The organism is Romboutsia sp. (assembly GCF_051659545.1).
Taxonomy (GTDB): domain Bacteria; phylum Bacillota; class Clostridia; order Peptostreptococcales; family Peptostreptococcaceae; genus JBOFOR01.
This window is the reverse complement of the sequence record NZ_JBOFOR010000236.1, coordinates 11,708-37,930: the sequence shown is the minus strand read 5'-3', so window position 1 is coordinate 37,930 and position 26,223 is coordinate 11,708. Positions and strand designations below refer to the sequence as shown.

Genomic DNA, 26,223 nt, shown 5'->3' with positions numbered 1-26,223 from the left:
TTATAGTATACACCTGTCTGTATTGCAAGTTTTTAATTACCAACTTTCATTCTCTTCTATTGTATGCAAGTAGTAAAAAAAATGATTCTATTTTTACTACTATAAAATAAAATTTTAAAAAGTAAAATATATACTCGCGTAAATAAAACCATCACATACATTATACTTTAGTTAATTATGATATTTAAACTCAAAAATGCCAAGAAATTTATCTCGGCATTAATTCAACTATCCTAGCAAACTTAATAATATTCCTGCAGCAACTGCTGAACCTATAACACCTGCAACGTTGGGTCCCATAGCATGCATTAAAATAAAATTTCCTGGATTTTCTTCTTGTGCTATTTTATGCGCTACTCTTGCAGCCATTGGAACTGCAGATACTCCTGCTCCACCTATAAGTGGATTTATTTTTTCCTTTGTAAATTTATTCATAATTTTAGCACATATTACTCCAGCAGCAGTTCCTACTCCAAATGCAACAACTCCAAGAGCAAATATTTTCAGAGTTTCTACGCTTGAAAATATTAAGGGAGGGAATATACCAAACTCATCCCCTAAAAACAAATAATATAGTAATCCTCCAGGAGTCCCTGTGTGAATACTAGCTTCAATAGCACCCTTTGTACCAAGTCCTAATGGCTCTATAACCGAAATAGGACCACTCATTACTCCTGATAATGGAAGATTAGAAAGTAACATACCAAAAGCTATAGGCACCAATAATAAAGGTTCAAATCCTTTCGCAATTGCTAAGTACTATAAAATACATGCAATTAGTATCATTACTAATTGCCTCCAGTCTAAGTTTACAATACCCATTGACTGTATAAAATTAAGTATAACTTCTCCCACGGGTAAGTCCCCCTTTGTATTTTAAAATTATTTATCCTATAGTAACTAGTATATCTCCAACACTTACAGATGTCCCTTTTGACACATTAATAGCTAAAATGCTACCATCACAACTAGCCATTATTTCATTTTCCATTTTCATAGCCTCAAGTATTAATAAAACTTGCCCCTTTTTTATAGCATCTCCAATATTAACACGTACATCATTTATAGTACCAGGCATCGGAGCACTAACACTACCACTTCCTTGTACTGATGTTGCTTGTCGTTTTGAAATTTGTTGAGATTGGGGCTTAATATTTATATCATTTGAAATTTGCGATCTATGTAGTGAACTACTTTGTGCTCCTAACTCTTCTACTTCAACATCATAAGTATTTCCATTAACTGTTATGCTATATTTTTTTATCATTGAATAGTCCCCCTATTTTTTATTCATACTTTCCCAACTTGTTTTAGAATTATTGCTTCTTACTATCTTTTTAACTACTATGTTATTGCTACTATTTCCAGTAGCTGTACATATACCTGCTGTTATTACAGCTACTAACTCTGCTATATCTTCATTTTTAGTTTTAAGAATAGATTGATTTAATGATTCAGTTTCAACATTTTTATCTACTGCTTTTTCTTCTATTTGTAATAAACTAATTATTCCTGCTATCATTACTAGCACTATAAATACTACCACCATAGAAAGAATCATTACTGAAAAACCTGTTAATAATTTTTCACCTATATTTAAGTTTACTTGAGTATTTTTCAAAGCCTCTAATAATTGACTGATATTCATAATTTATCACCTTCCTATAATGGCATATTGCCATGTTTTTTAAGTGGTCTTTCTTCTCTTTTGGAAGATAAGGTGTCAAGCGCATCGCACAGTCTTATTCTTGTATAAGCTGGTTCAATTACATCATCAACATAACCTCTTTCAGCAGCTTTGTATGGAGTTGCAAATTCATCTGTATATTCTTTTATTTTTATGTCTTTCATTACTTTTGCATCCTCTGCATTTTTTATATCACTTTTAAATATAATATTAGCTGCTCCACTTGGTCCCATTACTGCAACTTCTGCTGTAGGCCAAGCTAAAACCATATCTGCACCTAAATCTTTTGAACACATTGCTAAGTAAGAACCACCATAAGCTTTTCTAGTTATTATAGTAATTTTGGGTACTGTTGCTTCACTATAAGCATAAAGCATTTTTGCACCATGTCGTATAATTCCACCGTATTCCTGACTTGCCCCAGGTAAGAAACCTGGTACGTCAACCAATGTTACTATCGGAATGTTATATGCATCACATGTTCTTATAAATCTTGAACTTTTATCTGAAGCATTTATATCTAATGCCCCTGCCATATCTTTAGGTTGATTGGCAATTATACCTATACTCTCACCATTTACTCTTGCGAATCCAGTTATAATGTTTTGTGCAAAGAACGGTTGCACTTCATAAAAGTCACCATCATCTATTATTTCATATATAATTGCTTTCATATCATATGGTTTATTTGAGCCATCAGGTATTATGTCATTTAAAATATCATTTAATCGATTTGGATTGTCTCTACCTTCTAACATAGGTGCTTTCTCTGCATTATTTGAAGGTAAGTAACTTAATAATTTTCTAATTTGATTTATACAATCCTCATCATTATCTGCTATAAAATGTGCAACCCCTGAAGTTGTATTATGAGTTAATGCCCCTCATTGTAGTACTTTTTAGAAATTATATATTTTCTAAGTGAAAAAATTCATCATCCATAAATTTCATATATATAAATTTCTCATATAGCAAAAACTAAACTACTAAATTATATAGAAATGAGAAAGGAAATGTATAGATGATACGATTTGAGAATGATGTAGATATAAATGATAAAATAAAAGAGGTAAAAGTAGCACTAAAAAACGAAAAAAATCTTAGGATGTATAAAAGATATTCAGTTTTACTTAAGCACCTTCAAGGTATTAATAATAAAGAAATAGGTAAAATGGAATTATTAGAGCCTCATACCGTAGGTTTGTATATAAAGAAATATGCTGCCGGAGGACTAGATGCTTTAAAGATGAATTATAATAATTGTGGTCAAAAAAGAAAATTATCACCAGAGCAAGAGGAAAATATAAAGAAAGTAATAACCGAAAAAATACCGGAAGAGGTAGGATTTGAAAATAGATGCAATTGGACAATTGCTCTTGTTAAAGAGTATATAAAAGATAAGTTTAATATTGATATGGCATTAAGTAGTGTTCATGTAGTGATGATTCGCTTAGGTCTTAGCCATACTAGACCAACGTATGTACTAGCAAAAGTAGATAAGGCAAAACAGGAAAAATTTAAAGAAGATTTCGAAGTGCTAAAAAAAATACTCTGATGGAGAAGTTCAACATATTGTATTTGAAGATGAATCAATGATTAGAGATTATCAAGCAATGCAAAAGACTTGGTTTCCAAAGGGTAAACAAAGAAAGATTCGCACATATGGTAAAAATCCAGGTGTTAAAATAATTGGAATATTAGATTATAATTCAGGTAGCGTGTATTGTGAAGAACATAAAAATTACGATGCTGAAGTATTTTTAGGATTTCTAAAAAAGGTACTAGAGAAATACCCTACGGGTAAAACTATAATGATTTTAGATAATGCAAGAATTCATCATGCAAAGCTAATTCAGCCATTCTTATCTGATAATAAACATAAACTAGAGTTAATGTTTTTACCACCATATAGTCTAGAGTTAAATCTGATAGAAGGATTGTGGGGATGGTTAAAGTCAAACGTTATAAATAACAAATTCTTTGCAAGTCTTGAAGAAGTAAGAGTGTCTATAGATAAGTTTATAGAATCAATAAATAAAGTTCCTATAAATACATTAGCTAGACTATGTACTAAACTGTAGGAACTTTATTAGAAAATATATATTTACTAAATAAGTATCATTTATTATTTCTAATTTTTTCAAACAATATTTCACTTATGGAATAAATATCTATTTCTTTAGTAATTGTTTTTGCCAATAACTCATCTAGTTCATCACTATATTCTAAATTTTTTACTAATTTAGAAACTTTTCTTTGAACTAGTTCTTTTATTTCTATCTTATTTCTGCAAAGTCTTTTCTCTTGTAATTTATTACTGCTTTCTAAGAAGGCTCTATGTTTATAAATATTTTCATATGTAGTTTCTAGTCCATCCCCCGTTTGGGCGATTGCTAAATTTACTAGTGGCCTGAATTCCCAATCTTTTTTAAAATCTAGCATCATTTCTATTTCTATAGATGTTCTTTTAGCTCCCTCTTTGTCAGCTTTGTTCACTACAAATATGTCGCCAATTTCCATAACTCCTGCTTTTATAGCTTGTATATCATCACCTAATCCCGGTACCATTACCATTAAAGTAGTGTCTGCTGTTTTTACTATATCAATTTCTGATTGGCCTACACCAACAGTTTCTATAAATATGTAATCACAGCCATAAGCATCTAATATTTTTACAGCTGATTGAGTTGCACTTGAAAGACCACCTAAACTTCCCCTAGTTCCCATTGATCTTATAAATACATTTTTATCCGTACTTAAATCATTCATTCTTATTCTATCCCCAAGTATAGCTCCCTTTGTAAAAGGGCTTGTTGGATCTATTGCTATGACACCCACCTTTTTATCTTCTTTTCTCATTAATTTAACTAGCTTATCTGTAACTGTTGATTTCCCCGCTCCTGGTGGTCCAGTTATTCCTATTACATATGCTCTACCAGTATGTTTGTATATTATTTTTAAAACGTTCTCATATCCTTCAGCTTCATTTTCTACTATAGTAATGAGTTTGGCACAAGCTCTTTTATTTCCATCTAAAAGAGCTTTAATTAGATTTTCCATTAAAGTATCTCCTAAATATTCATTGACTTGTCTTTTACATTTTCTTTTATAAAATCAATCGTTACTGAAGTGGGTGTTCCCGGTGTAAATATTTCTGCAACTCCACTTTCTTTTAAGAATGGTATATCTTCTTTTGGTATAACTCCTCCTGCTATAACTAACATATCATCGTATGCCCCTTCAGCTTTTAATAATTCTACAACTTTAGGAAGTAGGTGGTTGTGAGCACCTGATAATATGCTCATTGAAACTACATCTACATCTTCTTGTATTGCGGCCCCCACTATTTGCTCTGGTGTTTGGCGAAGTCCTGTATATATTACTTCCATTCCTGCATCTCTAAGGGCACGTGCAATAACTTTTGCACCTCTATCATGTCCATCTAGCCCAGGTTTAGCAATTAAAACTCTTATCCTTTTCATTGTTTATCCTCCTTAATTTATATCATAACTGCCTGCTTGTATTCTCCAAATTCCTCTCTCATTACGCCGCATATTTCTCCTAATGTTGCATAAGCTTCTACTGATTCTAGTATGTACGGCATTAAGTTTTCATCACTATTGCAAGCACTTCTTAAAGCTTGAAGAGTTTCTTTTACTCTTTCATTGTTTCTGTTTTCTTTTAACTCTTTTATTTTTTCTTTTTGTCTTTCTCCTACTATTGGATCTACTCTTAATAATCCTTTTGGATCTTCTTCTTCTATTTGGAACTTATTTACTCCAACTATTGTCTTTTCATTGTTTTCAATTTCTTTTTGGTATTTATAAGCACTATCCATTATTTCTTGTTGTATATATCCTTTTTCTATTGCAGCTGGTGCTCCACCTAATTCTTCTATTTTATTTATAAGATTCATCGCTTCCTCTTCTATCTGATTAGTTAGACTTTCTACATAGTATGAACCAGCTAATGGGTCAATTGTATCTGCTACTCCACTTTCATGTGCTACTATTTGTTGAGTTCTTAGAGCTACCATTACAGATTCTTCTGTAGGAAGTGCTAGTGCTTCATCCTTAGAGTTTGTGTGTAGTGACTGAGTTCCACCAAGTACTGCTGCTAAAGTTTGTATAGCCACTCTTACTATGTTATTTTCTGGTTGTTGAGCTGTAAGCGTACAGCCCGCTGTTTGAGTATGGAATTTAAGTGCCATTGACTTTGGATTCGTTGCTTTAAATTTATCCTTCATTATTCTAGCCCATATTCTTCTTGCTGCTCTAAATTTAGCAACTTCTTCAAATAAGTTATTGTGTGCATTAAAGAAAAATGAAAGTCTAGGTGCAAAATCATCTACATTAAGACCTGCTTTTATAGCTGCGTTAACATAAGCTATACCATCAGCTAAAGTAAATGCTACTTCTTGTACTGCATTAGCTCCTGCTTCTCTTATGTGGTATCCAGATATACTTATTGTGTTCCATTTCGGAACTTCTTTTGAACAATAATCAAATGTATCTGTAATTAATCTCATTGATGGTTTTACTGGGAATATATATGTTCCCCTTACTACATATTCTTTCAATATATCATTTTGTATAGTTCCTCTTAATTTATCTGCACTAATTCCTCGTTTTTTAGCAACAGCTATATACATTGCTAAAAGTACCGCTGCAGGTGCATTTATAGTCATTGATGTAGATACTTTATCTAGTTCTATTCCATCAAATAATATTTCCATATCGGCTAGAGAATCTATTGCAACTCGCTTTATTATAATTTAGTTTACTTTAAAAAAATTTAAAAGCTTTTTTCCCTCTTCAAAGGCTTTTATATTTAATTCTTCACTTCCTCTTGGAACTCTATTTGAAATAGCAAGTTTTATATGTTCTGAATTTATTTGTGGTATTAAATTGCTAAGCACTCCTAGGGTTACTATATTTGCTGTCATAGATTTTTTTACTACTTCCTTAGCAGTTTGTAGAATAGGTGCTTTATAAATTGTTACTTCTTTTAAGTCTCCAACTTCTATTGATGAGTCTACAATTACTACACTTCCTTTTTTAATGTGAGAACAATACTCATTAAAAGATTTTTGAGTTAATGAAATTAATATATCTGAATTTATTATTTTGGGAAAGTTTATACTTTTTTCACTTATTATTACTTCTGATTTACTTGCTCCACCTCTAGCCTCTGGTCCATATGATTGTGATTGAACTGCATTTAAGTTTGATATTATAGCACCTTCTGCTAAAATTATACCTGCAAGTATAAGTCCTTGACCTCCAGATCCACTTAGCCTAATCTCTATTTTCATGTAAAATACATCTCCTAATAATATTAAATTTTATCTATTATCTTTTTATACTCTTCAGTGTATTCTGGCAAAATTACATTTTTAAAAATACCTATTGCCATTTTTTCATCTTCTTTAGCCTTATTATTATCATTAGTTATTGTGCTACTTTCTTTTATTAGATTTATTAAATCTACGGCAGAGCCCTTCTTATTCTTTCTTCCATAATATGTCGGACAAACACTAACAGCCTCAACTATTGAAAAACCCTTATGAGTCAATGCTTTCTTAGTGTATGATAACATCTGATTTACATGATAGGCACTTGCTCTTGCTACAAATGTAGCCCCTGCTGCTGCTGATAAATCACATATATCAAAAGGCTTATCTATATTTCCATAAGGTGCGGTAGTCGCCTTATCATTTGTTGGAGTTGTCGGTGAGTATTGTCCACCTGTCATTCCGTATATATTGTTATTGAATACTATTGTTGTTATATCTATATTTCTTCTACATGAATGTATTAAATGATTTCCTCCTATAGCTGTTGCATCACCATCTCCAGTTATAACTATAACTTTAAGCTCTGGGTTAGCTAACTTCACACCTGTTGCAAATGTAAGTGCTCTACCATGAGTAGTGTGTATCGTATTGTAATCGAAATATCCACTTGCTCTTGATGAACATCCTATACCTGAAACTATACATATTTTATCTTTATCTAAGTTTAGTTCTTCTATTGCTCTTGCTATTGAGTGCATTAATATTCCATGTCCGCATCCTGGACACCATATATGAGGAAGCCTATCAGTTCTAAAATTATTTTCTATAATTTTACTTGGCATATTCAATTACCCCCTCTATACTAGCGCTTATTTCTTCTGGAGTTATTATTTCTCCATTGTACTTATTGATTCCAATTACAGGACAGTTATTTTTAACTATTCTTTCTATCTCTAATATCATTTGACCCATATTCATTTCTGGAACAAATATATAATTTACTTTTTTACTAAATTCCTCTACTATCTTTTCTGGGAAAGGCCATACAGTTTTTATTGCTAATAATCCTATTTTAATTCCTCTTTCTCTCATACTCTCTACTACTTCCTTGCTAGTTCTTACCATACATCCAAATGTTATAATTAATAGCTCACAATCATCTGTAAAGTAATTTTCATATATAAGAATATCTTCTAAATTATTTACTATTTTATCATTTAATCTTGTTAATAGCTTATGAGCTTCTTTTGTACTATTTGTTGGGAATCCTGTCTCATCATGAACTAGGCCCGTTACATGGAACTTATATCCATCGCCTATTCCCTCCATATTTGGAACTAAATCCTCTGTATATTCATATGCTTTAAAATCTTCTTTTGGACAGTTAGCTCTTTTTCTATCTACAATTTCTAATTTTTCTAACTCTGTTAAATCAACTTTTTCTCTCATATGACCTATTACTTCATCTAATAATAAAATCACAGGTGCTCTATATTTTTCTGCTAAGTTAAATGCTTTTACTGTTAGTTCATATGTTTCTGGTACTGTTGTAGGTGATAAAACAATTAAAGTATGATCTCCATGAGTTCCCCATCTTGCTTGCATCAAATCACCTTGTGATGGACTTGTTGGAAGTCCGGTACTAGGTCCACTTCTTTGAACATTTACTATTACACAAGGTGTTTCTGTAATACAAGCATACCCTATAGCTTCTTGCTTTAGTGAGAATCCTGGTCCACTTGTTGCTGTCATAGATTTTTTGCCAGTAATTGATGCCCCTATTACTGCTGACATAGATGCTATTTCGTCTTCCATTTGTATAAAAGCCCCTTTAACTCTAGGTAGCATTAATGACGATATTTCTGCTACTTCCGTTGATGGAGTTATAGGATATCCCGCAAAAAATTTCATTCCTGCATGAATTGCACCATGAACACAGGCTTCATTTCCTTGTAATAACTTTATCTTTCTAGCCATATTATCCCCCACTCTAACTAATCATTTTTTTCAATATAAATTGCATAATCAGGACATCTTAACTCACATAATCCACATAGTATACATTCTGATGAATTTTTCATGTATACGCTTTCACTATTAATTTCTAAAACCTTTTTAGGACAAAATTCTTTACATATACCACATCTTTTACACCAAGACTTTTCAATTACTAATTTTTTCTCCAATTTAATCTCCCCTAAGAAATAATAAACAATATTTTTATAAATTTTATAATTTCACTTGCTAGCATTGTAATTACTAGCTTTTAGTTATTTAACCTTCATTATAGCTACCAAATTTTATATATTCAATAATATTTTTATGGCTTGCATGTTTTTTTATGTTTACTTCATTCTATCTAATTTAAATTAGGAAAACGTTATAAATGTAGTGTGAATTTTTTTGATTTCTGCACTATTTTGAGAACTACTTGTAAATCAATTTTTAATTATATATCTTTTTTTATATTCTAATAAATTAAATAAGGCATAAATTTAGCTAAAACCAAATTTATACCGTACTCAAATACATTTAAACATTTTCTAACATTAACTTACTTAATTTCTTCATTCTTCGTTTTTTTATTTATCTTCTTCTTTATTATGTACCATATATAATTTGTATCGATATCTAATTCACTTACAAGTACTGATATAAGAATTATAATAGCACCTATAATCATTAAATGATAGCAAATATCTCCCAATCTTATTTTAAATTCAGATTTCATAGTTCTTATTATATATATTACTTCATGTTCAATATATATTCTTTAAATATAAAAATGAAAGTGCCTTAAAGTAAATTTTACAGGTTACTTTAAGGCACTTTTTAAATAAACTTCACTATATATAACAATCTCTATAATTTATTAATATAGTTGCATACATACATCGTATTCTACAGTTATCAATATATTTTATTTATTGTCAGTCTTATTATTAGTTGTTTTTCTTTTTGAATCAGAATTCCATTTTCTTACATTAGTTCTATTTCTATTACAGCTTTTATTTTTTCCATCTTTATTTGTACTAGCATTATTCCTATTTCTATTTCTTCTATTATCTTTTTTTACGGTTTCTAAAATATCATTTGAATTTCCTATAAATGGATGATTATCTATAACTTCAATTTCTTTATTTATAAGTTTTTCTATAGACTTATGAAGATCTCTTTCTTCCATAGAACAGAATGCTATTGCAACTCCACTTCTACCAGCTCTTCCTGTTCTTCCTATCCTATGAACATAAGTTTCTGCAACTTCTGGTAAATCATAGTTTATTACATGAGATAACTCATCTATATCAATTCCTCTTGCTGCTATGTCTGTAGCTACTAATACTCTAAGCTTACCATCCTTAAAATTCTTCAGTGCAAGTTGCCTTGCATTTTGTGACTTATTACCATGTATAGCTGCAGCTTTTATTGATGATGCCATAAGGTCATCAGTAATCTTATTTGCACCATGTTTTGTTCTAGAAAATACAAGTACAGATTCCATAGACTTATCCTTTAATAAATCTATAAGTAAACTTTTCTTTTCCTTTTTACTTACAAAATAAATACTTTGTTTAATAGTCTCCGTAGTAGATGATACAGGAGCAACCTCTACTTTTACTGGATTTCTAAAAATAGAATCTGCTAGTTTTGATATTTCTTTTGGCATAGTAGCTGAGAAAAATATATTTTGTCTTTCCTTTGGAAGGAAGCTTATAATTTTTTTTACATCATGAATCATACCCATATCTAGCATACTATCTGCTTCATCTAGTACAAAGTATTTTACATTATTTAATTTAAGGAATTTTTGATTATATAAATCTAGCATCCTTCCTGGAGTTGCTATTAATATATCTACCCCTTCTTTTAGTGCTTTTGTTTGAGGATGTTGAGATACTCCCCCAAATATAACTAAACTTTTTATATTTGTATACTTTGAGTAAGCTTTAAAGTTTTCTTCTATTTGAATAGCTAACTCTCTTGTAGGTGCTAATATTACTGCCTTTATAATTTTAGGTCCCTTTGAATTTTTCTTTTCATTATATATTTGTTGTAATATAGGGATTGCAAAAGATGCAGTTTTTCCAGTACCTGTTTGTGCACACCCTAGCAAATCTCTTCCTTCTAATAAAGGTGTTATAGATTTTGCTTGTATTTGAGTTGGCTTTGAATATCCTTCTTCTTTTAATGCCTTTTGTATAGGTTGTATTATATCTAAGTCTTTAAATAACATTCTTTTCTCCTTCTTTGTTGCATAATATATTAATGTCGTTTTTTCAAATGTAAGAATAAAAATAAACACTTCTTATGTGCAGTTATAATCCTAAACATAAAAAGTGTTTATTTATTGTATTATACATTATATTTACAAAAATAGCGAATTATTTTATATGAGTATTTTTGCCTAATAATCATCCTCTTTAATTTATTAAATAATGGTACTATATGGTATTTTTTGACATATTATCGTATAATAACACTAGTATATAATAAAAAAATATATATATTTAAAAAATGGAGGATATTTAATCTTGATAAAATTAATTTGTGACACTATGTCTGATGTACCTAAAGAAGTGATTGAAAAGTACGATATACATGTAGTTCCAACTACAATTATAATAGACGGGAAAGAATATTTAGATCGCGTAGAAATGTCTCCTGAAGAGGTATACAATGTCTTAAGAAGTAGTGATGAGTTACCTAAAACTTCTCAAGCAACATATGCTCAATTTAAAGAAGTATTTGATACATATGCAAATAAATATGATGAGATATTATATATAGGTGGCTCCTCTGTGGCTTCTGGAACTTATCAAAGTGCAGTTATGGCTAGCAGAGATATTGAAGGAAGTTCAAAAATAACTACCTTTGATACTTATAACTTCTCTGCAGGTGGGGGAGTATTTGTAGTAAAAGCGTGTCAATTAGTAGCCGAAGGAAAGTCTGCTTCAGAGGTAGTGCAAATACTAGAATCATTAAAAGGAACCCAGAGAGTATTTTTATCATTAGGAACTTTAGATTATTTATACAAAGGTGGAAGAGTTTCTGGAGTTAAAGCAAAATTAGGTAAAATACTTAATATAAAACCAATACTTGCACTAGAGGATGGATTAATAGCTCCTAAATCACAAGTAAGAGGTAAAAAACAAATGGTATCTACTATATTTAATAAATCTATTGAAGGAATAGATGATTTAGAAAATAGAATTATTGTATATGGATGTGGAGACAATCTAGACGATGGAGAATTATTAAAACAAAAAATTCTAGAAACTAATTGTAAGAATACTTATGAAGTAAAAGCTGGAACTTGCATAAGTGCACATTCAGGGCCAGAGATAGTAGGAATGGCTGTTTTATAAAAAATATTATAATAAAGGTGAATTAAATATGAAAATAATATGCGATACTATGTCCGATGTACCCAAGGAAATTATAGATAAATTTAAAGTAGATGTTGTTCCTCTTACTATCATCATAAATGAAAAAGAATATTTAGATGGTGTTGATATAACACATGATGAGTTTTATAAAGTATTGAGAGAAAGTAATGAATTACCTAAAACCTCTCAAATCACATATATAAGATTTAAAGAAGCTTTTGAAAAGTTTACATCAAAAGGAGAAGATGTATTATACATAGGTGGTTCATCTGCTGCTTCTGGAACTTATCAAAGTGCAGTTATGGCTAGTAGAGATGTTGAAGGTAGTGGATGCGTACACACATTTGATACTTATAGTTTATCTGTATGTGCTGGAACATTTGTTGTAAAAGCGTGCTTATTAAAAGAGGAAGGTAAGAATATTGAAGAAATAATTCAAACTCTAGAAAAATCAAAAGGTAGTGAAACAGCATTTTTCTTTGTAGATGAATTAACTTACTTACAAAAAGGAGGAAGAATATCATCTACTAAAGCAGCAATTGGAACGATGTTAAATGTTAAGCCTATATTAACTATAAAAGATGGTATTGTTGGTCCAAAGTCTCAGATTAGAGGAAAAAAACACGTAGTAAATACTCTTATGAAGCATACTAAAGAACTAATAGAAACTTTTGATGATAAAATTATAATTTTAGCATGTTGTGATAATGAAAGTTGTGTAGAACAATTAAAAGAAGCTATACTAGAAGATGCCTCTCCTAAAGGTATCTATAAGGTAAATATTGGAGCTTGTATATCATCTCATTCAGGTCCAAGTATAGTTGGAATTGCTACTATATAGTATATCTAAAAATAAATAAAGGGCTAACATAGCCCTTTATTTATTTATGTTTATTCAATATCATATTAATTCAATTTAAGAGTCTCCATGTTTTGTATACATTTAAGCATCTATTAAATTTAATTGTTTAATCTCTTTGAACACTTTCTATAAATACTTTGACTATCTCTGGATCAAACTGACTTCCTGAACATCTTTTTAACTCAAAAATAGCTTCTTCTTTTGTCATCGCTTTTTTATAAACTCTATCATTTGTCATAACATCGTAAGCATCTATGACAGCTACAATTCTTGCGGTTTTGGGTATGTCTTCACCTCTAATACCTAAAGGATAACCTGTTCCATCCCATCTTTCATGATGTGTTAAAACACCTCTAGCTACATTGCTCAATTCACTTGATGCTTGTACAATTCTAAAACCTTTTTCAGTATGCGTCTTTATTATTTCATACTCCTCATCTGTTAATTTACCTGGTTTTAAAAGTACCTCTTCACTTATTCCTATCTTACCAATATCATGTAGTGTTGTTACTAAAATTAGTTCATCCATTTCTCCCATTGATAAATTTAAATTTTTACCAATAACTGTCGCATTTTTTATCATACGCTCAGTGTGTTCTTCTGTTTCCATACTTTTTGTTTGTAATCCTGTTTTTAAGGAGTACATTATAGAACTTCTTATACTTTTTTCTTGCAATAGTTTTTTTCTATAAACTATATCCTCCGCTTCTTTTAACGTTTGGTAGATATCAATTTCTTTATTTTTTTTGATAGAATATCCTAATGCTATACTCATCTTAATTAGGTTATGTTTGTATCTTTTACATTTACTTAAAATTTCTTTTATTATACTTTCACATTCATTTTCATTTGCATTAGGAACTAAAATAACAAATTCGTCGCCACCAATTCTACATACATCACCTTTATCATTGCAAACTAGTTTTATAATATTTGCTATGTTTTTTAATAATTTATCTCCTTCTTCATGTCCAAATGTATCATTAATAATTTTAAGACCATTAGCATCTCCCATTATAACTCCTACTTGCATATCTTCTTTATTGTACCTTTCCATTTGTTCTTCAAAATAAGTACGATTATTTAGCCCGGTTAAAATATCTGTATAACTTAAATATTTTAATCTCTCTCTTCCTTTTATTTTACTAGTTATATCTCTTGAAAACCCTACTATACCTCTTACTTTTCCATACTCGTCTATGGCAGGAGATTTAATTACTTCTCTATATCCTACTTTACCATTTTTGTCTTTAAAGCTTGTTTCATTGTGTATGCTTTCTTTTTTAGTTATTATATACTTATCATCTTGTATAAATTTTTTACACTGTTTCTTATTTTGATTGATATCAAAATCATTTTTTCCTATTATATTATCGATTCCTCTTTCCTTATAAAAATCAGAACATTCTTTGTTACAATATACATATTCATATTTTTTATTTTTATAAAAGATAACTCCTGGCAATGCATCAATTATGGCTTTTAATATTATACTTTGGTCTTTAATCTGTTCATCTTTTAGTTTTAAATCTTGTTTGTTTAATATAATGCCTGCTATTGCTATTATATTATTATCATCTTCTTTTATTGGAAATATTGTACATTCTAAATATACTTTATTTACAATGGCTGTTACTATTTTAGATTCCCCAGTCTTCATAACAAATTTACAATTACTATTATATTGGTCTACTATTTCTTTTTTAAACGAGTCTTCATATTTTCTTCCTATAAAATCCTCTACTTTTTTATTGTATATATTAGCATAAGCTTCATTTACAAATACGTTGGTCAAACTTAAATCTTTAATCCACAATGGAAAAGGTAAACTTTTTAATGTTACTCTAATTATATCTATCATATATCTCTCCTATTACCCTGTTTGTAATATACTTTTAGTAATCTTACTAAATATATTTATTAAATTTGAGGTTTATTTTTGTAAACACTATTAGAATATACAATAAATATATATAACAAAGACACTATCTCTATTAATATTTAGAGACAATGCCTTTGTTTATTATTTTAGTATTAATATATCTATATTCTTAATAATAATTCTTCTTTACTTTCTATAATATCTTCCTTCGATATAACATTTATATTTTTAGATTCTATATTTTCATCATAAATTCTTATGCTCTGCGCCCTTATTAATTGGTCTAAGAAGTTCTTAATTAATAATCCATTTTTTAAAGTAGGGTTTTTCTTATAAATTTCAGTTATTGTTTCGCTAAGCACTTTTTTGTTACAATTATCTATTTCAAAACCTTTATCTATTAATATATTTACACAAATGTTATATAATTCTTCTGAAGTGTAATCTTCAAAATTAAAATATATAGGAAATCTATAATTTAAAGGTGGATTTAATGATAATAATTTTCGAATTCCTTCTTGTTGTCCAACTAAAGCTAGATATAATCTATTTTTATTTTTATCTATAAATTTTATTAGTGAAGATACTATCTCTTCATAATTTTCTTTTTCTATTAATAAATGTGCTTTATCTATTAGTATCACTTTTTCTAAAGATTTATTTAATACATCTTCTATCTTTTCACCTTTATTAATCATAGAAGAAATCTCATTTATATCAAATTCTACTATACTTTTAGCTTTTATCAACCCTCTACTATAGTACATTTCAGATAGTAAGCTCAGTATATTTTTCTTACCTGATCCTGCATTTCCGGTAAAAATTATATTATTATATTTATTTATTTCATTTTTTATGCCCGCTTTTGCTCTTCTCTCTTCTATTTTTATGAACTTGTATTGATTATTTAAGAAGTTCTTAGCTTTTTCATTATAAATTAATTTTTCTAATTTTTCTTCTAAATTAAATTCATTTTCATATTCAGATACATCTACTTTTTCTATGTCCTTAACTGTTATTAGATTCATTTCATAAACACTTATATCTTCCTCAGATATTCTTATACTTTGATTTCTTATTAAGTTTTCTACATAATTTCTAACCATTCTACCATTTCCTGATTGTGAATCTGATTCCTCATAAATATCTACAAATCTCTTTTTAAGTGCTACATTAGCATTTTTTGATAATTTAAAGCCTTTTGATTCTATTAATTTTATAGACATTTCTAAAAGTTCATTTGGATTATAGTCAGCAAAATTTGTCCACAGTGGAAATCTTGATTTTAATCCTATATTTACATCGAAAAATTCTTCCATCTCTTCAGTGTATCCTGCAAGTATTACTATTACTTCTTTAGAGTAATCTTCTATAAGTTTCAGTAAAGTTTCTACAGCTTCTCTACCTAAAGAATCATTAGCTAAAGTATAAGCTTCATCTATAAACAGTACTCCACCTAGTGCTTCTTTAAATTTTGTCTCTGTTTTTTTTGAAGTTTCTCCTGGTATTTCTGATATAAAACTTGACCTATCCGTTTCTATAAGTTGACCAGTCTTTAGTAATCCCATACTATTTAACATTTCTGCTACTAATCTTGCTATACTTGTTTTACCTGTACCTGGATTTCCCGTAAATACCATGTTTAAATTTTGGTCTATTTTAGTATTTACTCCTACAGATTTTCTTTTTTCCTGTGCTACTATTAGCTTATACTGACTTCTAAGTAGTTTTTTAACTTCCAAAAGTCCTACTATTTCACTTAATTTTTCTTCTAAATCAAACTTTGCCTTTACCTTAAAGTTGAAATTATCTTTTTCCAATAAATCTATTTGTTTATTCTTATCAGTTAAATATTTTTTCGAAGCATCTAGTATAGCATTTTCTATTATATTTCTAACAAATCTAGCATTTCCTAAATCATTTTTCCCGCTTATTTGATTTTTGGTAAATAAATCAATAAGATCATTCTCCACATTTTTAGCTATTCTATATCCCTTAGCTTTAGCAATATTTACAGCTATTTCGTACATTTCTACAGGAGTATAGTCATTAAAATGTATTATATTTGGAAATCTTGATTTAAGACCTTGGTTAAAAGATAAAAATTCTTCCATATCTTTTTCATATCCTGCTAGTATTACTACTACATCATCTCTATTATCTTCAATCCCTTTAAGTAGGGCATCTACTATTTCTTTTCCTACCTTGTCTTCATCACTTTCACATAGGGAATATGCTTCATCTACAAAAAGAACTCCTCCCTTTGCTGAATTTATTATATCTATTGTTCTTTTTGCTACATCATTAGTATTTTCAGTGACAAAGTCAGCTTTGCTTACCTCTTTATACACCCCATTTGATAATACTCCTAATGCATTTAAGTATTCATAAGTTACTCTTGCTGCATTAGTTTTTCCAGTACCTGCGTTTCCTACAAATATCATGTTCATAGATATTTTTGAAGTTTTAAGACCGAGTCTTTCTCTAATCTGTTGAACTCTATAATTATTTTTAACATTTTCTATAAATTCTTTTAGTTCATTTATACCTATTATAGAATTTAGCTTGTACTTAGCTTCTTGTAATGTTGGTATTGAGTATTCTCCTAAGTTATAGCTTCCTTTTTCACATTTACAGTATAAATCATCATGTTCTGCATAAATCATTATTGTACTTTGTGGGTTTACTTCTTCTTCTCTTATTAAATTAGTTAAAGGTTTACAAAATTTATATGATACATATTCATAAATCCCAAAGTTAGAGTCTTTTTTATAGCTTTCTTGTAAAAATTTATAGATGCCGGTGTGCTCACCTGTTTCTTGGTCTTCTTTTGTGTCTAGGATTATTTTTATTTTCAAATTACTTTCTACTCTTTTTACAGTTTCAAGTACTTCTTTTTTTAATATTAAATTTCTTTCATGCTTATTTAACTTTTTTGTATGTAATACTATATCTACTTTGTCTTCAAATTCTTTACTAAATACTTTTTCTATGTTGAAGCTATCATTGTATGAAGTAAATACCAAAAATTTATTATGACATACTATTTCATTTATAGTCTTCTCTTCATTTCCATCATATTCTACTAAAAATCTATTTTTTATAATATAGTCATTTTTCAATGCTATGCAACTATTTGGAGCTATTTCTTTTATAGTACTTATTATTTCTTCACTTGCATCTTCTATATTTTTGAATATTATACATTCTGAAGAATTATTTAATTTTTCATATAAATCTGTTAAAAATGCATTGTATCCCAGATTAAAGTTATAGGATGCTAGATCTATTTGCTCTACTTCTCTAGTTTTTAATAGATTGTATTCTTTTATGTTTTCAAACATCAATTTTATACTTGTCTTTTTTGAAGTTTCTTTTTCTCCTATTAAGAAGATTATCCCCTTTTCCTCTTTTGATATTTTATTTTCAAAGTAATTACATAATTTGTTCAAATATTTATCTTGACCTATGAGTTCTTTATTTAAGTTTTCTTCTATTTTAGAAAATATAGATTTAATATTTTGATTCATTAGCATTGTCCCCTTTTTCTCTATTGTTCTTTACTCTTATTTTGTATAATGTTGCGAATTTAATACAATAATTATTTTAATAGCTGTTCTATATCATCCTTTATGCTTTCGGGAGATGATGAAGGTGCATATCTTTTTATTACATTGCCTTCTTTACCTATAAGAAATTTTGTAAAATTCCACTTTATTTCTTTTGTTAGTAATCCATGCGCTTCTTCTTTTAAATACTTGTATAAAGGATGGGCATTTTCTCCGTTTACTTTTATCTTTTCAAATATTGTGAACGTTACACCGAAGTTTACTTTACAAAACTCTTGGATTTCTTCATTCGTTCCATTTTCTTGGTTGGCAAATTGGTTACAAGGAAATCCTAAGATTTCTAGTCCTTTATCTTTGTAACTTTGATATAGTTCTTCTAATCCTTTAAATTGTGGCGTAAAACCACATTTACTTGCTGTATTTACTATCAGTAATACTTTACCTTTGTAGTTTTCCATTTTTATTTCTTCACCATTTATTTTTTTTACTGAGTAATCATAAAATTCCATATTAAAAACTCCTTTTGTTTATTTTGTATTTTTTACCCATTTTTTCTAGTTTTAATCTTAATAATTTTAAAAAGAGCTATTTTCTCATTTCGAGATAGCTCTTAATATTTATTTTAATTTATTTATTAAATTGTCTATTGGCATTAATTTATCTAAATAATACCATTTACAATCATTATTTAATATATTTGCATATGGATTTTTAGCTTCATAATCAGTTGCTTTTTTATTATAGAACTTGAATTCTTTTTTACCCATTTTATTTTTAACAGTTTCATATCTTAATTCATTTACAAATTTATAGTCTAAGTATCCAAATATCTGCATTGTTTTTATATTGTATAAATTTTTTACTAAATGTCTTTTTATTTTGTCTTTCTTATCTTCCATTTCTAGGTTTAAATGAATTCCAACATAGTAGTTTTTCTTAAGCTTTTCAAACTCACTTTTTTCTATTATAAGTCTTGTGTGTATTTCTTTTGCTACTGCTACTTTTATACCTATTTTATGCTTGTTTATTACTTCTTCACTTATGTTTTTACTCATAAGATAATTTACAAAGCCACATTCACCTATTTTTTGTATAAATATGTTCTGCATAACTACTTCTTTTTGCAATTCTAAATCTTTTATTTCACTTGGAACTAAGTGTTTAAAGTTGTTTAATTTATTTACTTCGTTATTAGCATACTCTATACACTCCTCTACCTGATTTGGAGTAACATTTACTGATTTGGTCATAAGTTTATCAAATCTTTGTTTTACCGGTCTATTTTTAACAAGTATCTCACTTTTATTTTTAGCTTTTGTATAATTCATTTTTGTCTCCTTAAATTTTTGTATATTGTATTATAATACCACAAAAATTAATTTTACTTACTTATAAAATATAACTATTTCTAAAATTATTATTGCATCTCAGCTTTAGTAACTTTACGAGGCCTACCTTTTATATTCTTTGTTTGCAATTTTTTTAATACCATTTCGCCTTTGTTATTTAGTATTTCAACAAAAGTAGATACATCTAGTACACTTATAACACCAATATCATCTGCACTCATTCCATCTATACTACAAAGTGTTCCTACTATATCAACAGGTCTCATCTTAGTCTTTTTACCTGCATTTATATGAAGTTTAATTATATCTTTACTAAGATTTACGCCTTTATCTATTTTGATTTCAGGTCTTTGGGCTAATTTTTTTTCAAATTCCGGTTTTAATTCTATAACAAGTCTTTTGCTTGGCTTTTTCTTAAATGTAAGTTCTTTACCTGTATATGAATTTATTTCAAAAATACGTCTTTCATCAGATTTCATTGCAAAAGTTATTGCTCTACCTTCTTTTCCTGCACGACCTGTTCTACCTATTCTATGAACATAGTTTTCTCTTAAAACAGGTACGTCGTAATTTATTACGTGAGTTATATTATCTATATCTATACCTCTAGCAGCTACGTCTGTAGCTATTAGATATCTAAAGTATCCTTTTTTAAAGTTTGTCATTACCTTTATTCTATCATCTTGTTCCATACCTCCATGTATTTTGTCACATGGATATTTTAATTTTACTAGTTCATTATAAAGTGACTCTACTTTCACTTGAGTGTTGCAAAATATTACGCAACTATCTGGATTTTCTACTGTGATTACATCTTTTAATAAATTCAATTTTCCATTTTCTTCTATATAATATCCATCTTGTTGTATTTTATCTACGGTTAAAGTTTTTGATTTTATTTCTATTTTTACTGGTTCTTTCATGTGTTTTTCAACTAAGACATCTATATCCTCTGGCATTGTTGCAGAGAATAGCATAGTTACACGGTCAATTGGTAATGCTTCTATTATTTCTTCTACTTGTTCTAAAAAACCCATGCTAAGCATTTCATCTGCTTCATCTATCACAAGGTATTTTATATTATCAGTAATAAAGTTTCCTTCTTTAATATGATCTATTGTTCTACCTGGAGTTCCAACTACTATATGAGTTTTTTGCTTAAGCTCTTTTTCTTGCATAGCAAATGATGACTTTCCATAAAGTGCTGGTACTTTTATTCTTTTAAATCTTCCTATGTTAAATACATCTTCCTTAACTTGTATTGCAAGTTCTCTAGTTGGTGTAAGTATTAATGCTTGTGGCTTGTTTTCATCCCAATCTACTAGTTCACATAGTGGTATTGCGAAGGTTGCAGTTTTACCACTTCCAGTTTGTGATTTTACTAGTATGTCTTTATTTTCTAAGGCAACAGGTATTACTTCTTGTTGTACCTTTGTCGGGTTTTTGTAGTTTAACATATCAAGTGATTTGAGTATTGCCTTGCTTAATTTATAATCTTTAAAATTTGTCATTTATGTCATCTTCCTTTTTGTCATTATAGTATATTTATTATTGCGCATCTATTAGTCTCCATACTCCTATTTTAGGGCTTATGAATAAATCTTTTTTGTATTTAAGTGTTTTTTCTACTTCATGACTTGTTTGTACTAAACCTTGATGTATAAGTACCTTTGCTATTTTACCAGTTCTCATTTCCTCTTTTTCTTTTAGCAATTCTACTATTTTTTCTACTATTTCATTAATTTGTTCTTCGCTATATTTCATATTTTCTCCTTTTGAAAGTTGCCATTAGTTTTATCCTAATTTATTATAATTCAGCTTTAACCTTTATTATTTACTATGTTGCATTATATACATTATAACAAATCATGTAATTATCTCAAAGAAAATAAATTTTAACTTTCTAATAATTTACTATGCCCTTTTGTTGTAATTAAAAATAAATGGGACGTAAATCCCATTTATCTTCATACAAATTAAATTTCATTTGCAGCATCATAACCAGTTTTTATAGCATTTTCAATATCAAGTGCTCTTTCCTTACAGTCACCAACTTTGATAACCTTAATATTAGCATCAACTAATCTATTTATTTCAAACTCATTAGGCTTTGCTCCAACTGCCATAATTACATAGTCACAAGGTATCTCTAATTCTTCATCATTTCGATTACAAATCACACTATTTTTAGTAATCTCTATTAACTTGTTACCTGTATGAATCCTAACGTTATGTTTTTTAAAGTTGTCCATTAATGTAGGTAATATAGTATTACTTTCTCCTTTTCCTATAGTGTCTCCAAGTTCTATAATAGAAACACGATTTCCTTGCTCGCATAAATATTCTGCAACCTCGCAACCTACCATTCCCCCACCAATAATCGCTATATTACCAAATGCTTGTTGTTCATCATTTAATATCTTCCAAGAGTCGCAAACATTTAAATTATCTATTCCTTTTATTGAAGGCTTTGCATTATTAGCTCCAACTGCAACTATAACTGCATCCGGTTTTAACGTTAATATATCATCTTGACTAACTTTTTTTCCTAGTCTTAATTCTACATTTGAATTTATTACACTATGAGTCAAAAATTTTATAGCTCTTTTTAACTCATTTTTTCTAGGAGGTATACATGCTAAGTTTAATTGCCCTCCCAAGAAAGTGTTTTTATCAAATAATATTACTTTATGACCTTTTAAAGATAACACTCTAGAAGCTTCTAGTCCAGCAGGTCCTCCACCAACAACTACTACAATTTTTTCTTTATTAGCTTTAGCTATTTTTCTGATTTCTTCATATCCATTCTCCGCATTTAATACGCAACTTAAAAATTTTCTATTTTGTATATTATCTGTACACCCTTTGTTACAAGATATACATTCACGAATATCTTCAATCCTATTTTCTATAGTTTTATTTACCCAATCTGGATCAGCAAGTAATATCCTTCCAAGTCCTATTATATCAACCTTATTTCCTTGTAAAATACTTTCAGCCATTTTAGGGTTTAATATTCTTCCAACTGTACTAACTGGTATATTTACAGACTCTTTTATAGTTTTGGCAATATCAACAAAGAATCCATATGGTTGAATTCCCATTGGTGGTATTGTATCAGCCATATTTCCTGTATGATTTGCTTGTGCTACATGAAGCATATCTACCCCAGCTTCTTCTAACATCTTTGCAAATAATGGTGCTTCATCTAAGTTTATTCCACCTTTTCCTCTCTCAGGTGTAACAACTGAAAATTTATAATCTAGTGCCATATCAGGTAAAGCTTTTTTCAATGATTTGACTAATTTTAATGCAAATCTTGTTCTATTTTCTAAACTTCCTCCAAATTTATCAGTTCTTTTATTTAATATAGTACTACAAAGTGATCCTACTAATCTATCTCCATGAATTTGTATTATATCAACTCCAGCTTTTTGAGCACGAACTGCACAGGCACACATTTTATTTATTATTTCATCTAAAGCTTCTTCACTTACTTCATTTACAAAGTGATTCATATCATGGTGAAGCTTCTCACGTACTGCTTTTATATCTCCAGTGGCTAAAATATTATTTATAGCTTCACAATCGTATTCTGGATAAAATATTTGTGCCGATATTTTAGCATCATACTTATGCACTGCATCACATAATTTTTTAAAATCATCTATCTGGCTATCATCAAATAATTTTGGTGTTGGAGAAAATCCATTTATCGGCGAAACATCCCCTACTACTATATATGAAGCTCCTCCTTTAGCTAGTCGTTCATAAAATGCTATACTTTGAGAAGTTATACTTCCATTTTTTCCTTCATAGCCTGTTGTAAGTGGTGAAAACATCACCCTGTTTTTCAATGTTATATTTCCCACTTTTATCGGTTCTAATAATTTCATCTTATCCCCCATGAATTATGTTATATTTATATAAATTTATTACAGAAATTAATAATAGCTTCTTCACACATAGCTTTTGCTTTTATGCTCGCAAAGTTGTGGTCTCCACCTTCTATTTCTATATAGCTACTTTTCTCTTTATTATAACAACTTAAATATGTTCTACAAGTTTTATCATCTACCAGTTTATCATTGCTACCCCTAATAATTATTGCATCATTATCATAACCCTTACAGCTAGAGAATGGCTCATAATTATACAAATCATAATTGAAATCAATACTAAACTTTAATCCTTCCATATCTGCATATTGAATAGACTTTTCTTTTAAAGAATCAGAACGTTCTCTACATCCATACCACATTCCGGCTCCTGGGCACATTAATATTAAACCTACTGGGTTAACTTTTGGTGCTACACATGCTGCTACATATCCTCCCATACTCTGTCCCGATAAAATTATATGATCTTTAGTTGTAATATTGTTTTCTATTATCCAATCATATAAATCTATGCTATCTTCTATAAGTCCTGTAAAAGTCATTTCTTCATATTCCCCATCACTTTCACCACACCCATAAAAGTCAAACCTTGCACATCCAAAGTTATTTTTTTCTAACTCTCTTGATAAATGAGTATGTGAATACTTATAACCAGACTTACTTCCTCCAAACCCATGTAAATTAAGTACCAAATAAGGATTAACTATATTATCTGGAAGTGTTAATACACCTCTTAAGGTTTTATTTTTTCTATTTTTTATCTCAACTAATTTAACCATTTTTCCCCCTAGTTTACTGCTTTATTACGTTTTTCAGCTAGTTTATTTAGCATATCTTCTGTTTTTTTCTTAGTTAATGGATAAATGTATATAAGTGCTAATATAGCTAATAAATAACCTATAGCATAAACCCCCGTATACGTTTTCCAAAGTTTTTGAGTTACCTGTACTGTTTGAACACTTACATTAACATTGTATCCCACAAAAACTAATATAAAACTACTTAAACTCGCGCTTAATGCAGATGATATTTTTCTAAAAAAAGAATATGTAGAATAAACTATACTTTCATTACGAGTTCCAGTTTGTAACTCTTGATAATCTATAGCATCATTAACCATCGCCCAAATAAGTATTTGAAGTCCAGATGCTCCTATATAACAGATTCCATTTATAGCTATAAAAACTATTGGATTCTTAACTGGAAATAAAAATAAAAATACATAAACTATAACAGCAAATGAACAACCATATATACACCATTCTTTCTTACCAAATTTCTTAGCTACAAATTTAGTCAAAATAAATGTTATTATTGCATAAACCGTACTGAGCATCCCTGATACTGCCATTAACTTTACATTACCAAAGTAATCTTTAAATAAGTAAGTATTCAATCCATTTACTACACTTGCAGATATCATACCAACTAAGCTTGCTACTATAACCCCTACTAAAGCTTTATTTTTAGCTATATTTTTTAATACTTCTATATAATTAAATTTCTCTCTTTCAACATTAACTATTTCTACACGTTCCTTACACCAAACACAAGTAATTTGTAAACAAAGTACACCTACGCAAGCACATATTATAGCTAGTATTAAGAAATTCTCAGGAACTGGCATGTTGTCTTTGTATAAAAATAATGGCCCAGTTATAACTATCACAGTCATGAATATTGTACCACCTAAACTTCTATAACGAGATAAATCGGTACGATGATTAATATCATCAGTCATTACACTTGATAGTGAACCAAATGGAACATTTACACAAGTATATATTGCTTCATATGTAACATATGTAACTAAAATATACACAAGTCTTAATCCATAATCTAGGTTTGATACATTTAAGAATCCAATACACATAAGTACTGCACATGGAATTGAAAATGCTCTAATCCAAGGAATAAATTTTTTACCAGTTTTAGCTTTTCTCGTATCAATAATTGCACCAATTATAGGATCATTTACTGCATCCCATATTTTTGTAACCAACATTATTGTACCAACATGAATAGGATTAACTTTTAAGACTAATACGTAGAATACAGTTAAAAACATCCCTCTATATTGTTCTGTACAACAACATCCCAAATCACCTAAAGTATAACCAAGCTTGTCTTTCATTGAAAAATCTCTCATAAGAATCCCCCCTTTTATATTTTTAACTTATCAATAAATAATTACAATTAATTAATTAATTAATTAAAACGTTATAATATTTATTTGTAATTTGATTATCTCATATTGTAAAATGTAATTATATTCATATATTGATGTAATAC

Annotated in this window: 24 protein-coding genes and 1 pseudogene; 3 read left to right on the top strand and 22 right to left on the bottom strand. The window is 28.9% G+C overall.

The features are described 5' to 3' along the window. Window positions 1–228: 228 nt before the first annotated feature. The 4 genes and pseudogenes from ACRC03_RS13365 to ACRC03_RS13350 form a co-directional block, all read right to left on the bottom strand. Window positions 229–750, bottom strand: a complete 522-nt coding sequence (locus ACRC03_RS13365; RefSeq protein WP_438653091.1) for a sodium ion-translocating decarboxylase subunit beta — start codon at window positions 748–750, stop codon at window positions 229–231. 136 nt (window positions 751–886) lie between these two features. Continuing rightward, the gene (locus tag ACRC03_RS13360; protein ID WP_438653075.1) at window positions 887–1,267 is read right to left on the bottom strand and encodes a biotin/lipoyl-containing protein; all 381 of its coding nucleotides are present in this window, start codon (window positions 1,265–1,267) and stop codon (window positions 887–889) included. Between the two features lie 12 nt (window positions 1,268–1,279). After that, complete coding sequence (locus ACRC03_RS13355) at window positions 1,280–1,648, bottom strand: OadG family protein (protein ID WP_438653074.1); 369 nt, start codon at window positions 1,646–1,648, stop codon at window positions 1,280–1,282. Between the two features lie 14 nt (window positions 1,649–1,662). Further along, window positions 1,663–2,559: pseudogene (locus ACRC03_RS13350) on the bottom strand (acyl-CoA carboxylase subunit beta); the annotation flags it as partial. 149 nt (window positions 2,560–2,708) lie between these two features. Here ACRC03_RS13350 and ACRC03_RS13345 point away from each other — a divergent pair. Next, window positions 2,709–3,768, top strand: a protein-coding gene (locus ACRC03_RS13345) for an IS630 family transposase (RefSeq protein WP_438653073.1) whose coding sequence is annotated in 2 segments (ribosomal slippage) — window positions 2,709–3,239 and window positions 3,241–3,768 — 1,059 coding nt in all. Because the reading frame shifts where the segments join, the coding sequence is not laid out codon by codon here. Between the two features lie 37 nt (window positions 3,769–3,805). Here ACRC03_RS13345 and meaB read toward each other — a convergent pair. The 9 genes from meaB to ACRC03_RS13300 form a co-directional block, all read right to left on the bottom strand. Further along, complete coding sequence (gene meaB, locus ACRC03_RS13340) at window positions 3,806–4,747, bottom strand: methylmalonyl Co-A mutase-associated GTPase MeaB (protein ID WP_438653072.1); 942 nt, start codon at window positions 4,745–4,747, stop codon at window positions 3,806–3,808. A gap of 11 nt (window positions 4,748–4,758) precedes the next feature. Next, complete coding sequence (locus ACRC03_RS13335; RefSeq protein ID WP_438653071.1) at window positions 4,759–5,169, bottom strand: cobalamin B12-binding domain-containing protein; 411 nt, start codon at window positions 5,167–5,169, stop codon at window positions 4,759–4,761. Window positions 5,170–5,186: 17 nt separating this feature from the next. Further along, window positions 5,187–6,440: an acyl-CoA mutase large subunit family protein gene (locus ACRC03_RS13330; protein ID WP_438653090.1), complete on the bottom strand. Its 1,254-nt coding sequence runs from the start codon at window positions 6,438–6,440 to the stop codon at window positions 5,187–5,189. Window positions 6,441–6,461: 21 nt separating this feature from the next. Further along, a complete protein-coding gene (locus tag ACRC03_RS13325) occupies window positions 6,462–7,001 on the bottom strand; it encodes a 2-oxoacid:acceptor oxidoreductase family protein (protein WP_438653070.1) in 540 nt (179 codons plus the stop codon). Window positions 7,002–7,024: 23 nt separating this feature from the next. Continuing rightward, window positions 7,025–7,825, bottom strand: a complete 801-nt coding sequence (locus ACRC03_RS13320) for a 2-oxoacid:ferredoxin oxidoreductase subunit beta (RefSeq protein WP_438653069.1) — start codon at window positions 7,823–7,825, stop codon at window positions 7,025–7,027. After that, window positions 7,815–8,960: a 2-oxoacid:acceptor oxidoreductase subunit alpha gene (locus tag ACRC03_RS13315; protein ID WP_438653068.1), complete on the bottom strand. Its 1,146-nt coding sequence runs from the start codon at window positions 8,958–8,960 to the stop codon at window positions 7,815–7,817. Before ACRC03_RS13315 ends, ACRC03_RS13320 begins: the two co-directional genes overlap by 11 nt. A gap of 17 nt (window positions 8,961–8,977) precedes the next feature. Further along, window positions 8,978–9,169, bottom strand: coding sequence for a 4Fe-4S dicluster domain-containing protein (locus ACRC03_RS13310; RefSeq protein WP_438653067.1), 192 nt, complete (start codon window positions 9,167–9,169; stop codon window positions 8,978–8,980). A gap of 368 nt (window positions 9,170–9,537) precedes the next feature. Further along, window positions 9,538–9,714 (bottom strand): hypothetical protein, encoded by a 177-nt coding sequence (locus ACRC03_RS13305; RefSeq protein ID WP_438653066.1) that lies wholly within the window; start codon window positions 9,712–9,714, stop codon window positions 9,538–9,540. A gap of 189 nt (window positions 9,715–9,903) precedes the next feature. Further along, window positions 9,904–11,217, bottom strand: coding sequence for a DEAD/DEAH box helicase (locus tag ACRC03_RS13300; protein ID WP_438653065.1), 1,314 nt, complete (start codon window positions 11,215–11,217; stop codon window positions 9,904–9,906). 298 nt (window positions 11,218–11,515) lie between these two features. On the opposite strand from ACRC03_RS13300, the gene ACRC03_RS13295 reads away from it, so the two are divergent. Together ACRC03_RS13295 and ACRC03_RS13290 are read left to right on the top strand one after the other, a co-directional pair. Continuing rightward, a complete protein-coding gene (locus ACRC03_RS13295) occupies window positions 11,516–12,349 on the top strand; it encodes a DegV family protein (protein WP_438653064.1) in 834 nt (277 codons plus the stop codon). Window positions 12,350–12,377: 28 nt separating this feature from the next. After that, the gene (locus ACRC03_RS13290) at window positions 12,378–13,211 is read left to right on the top strand and encodes a DegV family protein (protein WP_438653063.1); all 834 of its coding nucleotides are present in this window, start codon (window positions 12,378–12,380) and stop codon (window positions 13,209–13,211) included. 127 nt (window positions 13,212–13,338) lie between these two features. On the opposite strand, the gene ACRC03_RS13285 is transcribed toward ACRC03_RS13290, so the two are convergent. The 9 genes from ACRC03_RS13285 to ACRC03_RS13245 form a co-directional block, all read right to left on the bottom strand. After that, window positions 13,339–15,093: an HD domain-containing phosphohydrolase gene (locus tag ACRC03_RS13285; protein WP_438653062.1), complete on the bottom strand. Its 1,755-nt coding sequence runs from the start codon at window positions 15,091–15,093 to the stop codon at window positions 13,339–13,341. Between the two features lie 182 nt (window positions 15,094–15,275). After that, window positions 15,276–18,644, bottom strand: coding sequence for an AAA family ATPase (locus tag ACRC03_RS13280; RefSeq protein ID WP_438653061.1), 3,369 nt, complete (start codon window positions 18,642–18,644; stop codon window positions 15,276–15,278). Window positions 18,645–18,715: 71 nt separating this feature from the next. Beyond that, the gene (locus tag ACRC03_RS13275) at window positions 18,716–19,192 is read right to left on the bottom strand and encodes a glutathione peroxidase (RefSeq protein WP_438653060.1); all 477 of its coding nucleotides are present in this window, start codon (window positions 19,190–19,192) and stop codon (window positions 18,716–18,718) included. A gap of 108 nt (window positions 19,193–19,300) precedes the next feature. Next, window positions 19,301–20,011 carry a hypothetical protein gene (locus ACRC03_RS13270; RefSeq protein WP_438653059.1) on the bottom strand — a complete coding sequence of 237 codons (711 nt, stop codon included), beginning with the start codon at window positions 20,009–20,011 and terminating at the stop codon, window positions 19,301–19,303. A gap of 89 nt (window positions 20,012–20,100) precedes the next feature. Then, window positions 20,101–21,543: a DEAD/DEAH box helicase gene (locus ACRC03_RS13265; RefSeq protein WP_438653058.1), complete on the bottom strand. Its 1,443-nt coding sequence runs from the start codon at window positions 21,541–21,543 to the stop codon at window positions 20,101–20,103. A gap of 37 nt (window positions 21,544–21,580) precedes the next feature. Beyond that, on the bottom strand, window positions 21,581–21,796 hold the full coding sequence (locus ACRC03_RS13260; protein ID WP_438653057.1) for a hypothetical protein: 216 nt from the start codon (window positions 21,794–21,796) through the stop codon (window positions 21,581–21,583). 212 nt (window positions 21,797–22,008) lie between these two features. After that, window positions 22,009–23,928 carry a bilirubin reductase, long form gene (gene bilR / locus ACRC03_RS13255; protein ID WP_438653056.1) on the bottom strand — a complete coding sequence of 640 codons (1,920 nt, stop codon included), beginning with the start codon at window positions 23,926–23,928 and terminating at the stop codon, window positions 22,009–22,011. Window positions 23,929–23,954: 26 nt separating this feature from the next. Further along, entirely contained in the window at window positions 23,955–24,710 is a 756-nt protein-coding gene (locus tag ACRC03_RS13250) for an alpha/beta hydrolase family protein (RefSeq protein ID WP_438653055.1), read from the bottom strand. A gap of 8 nt (window positions 24,711–24,718) precedes the next feature. Further along, window positions 24,719–26,080 (bottom strand): MFS transporter, encoded by a 1,362-nt coding sequence (locus ACRC03_RS13245; RefSeq protein ID WP_438653054.1) that lies wholly within the window; start codon window positions 26,078–26,080, stop codon window positions 24,719–24,721. Between the last annotated feature and the right edge of the window lie 143 nt (window positions 26,081–26,223).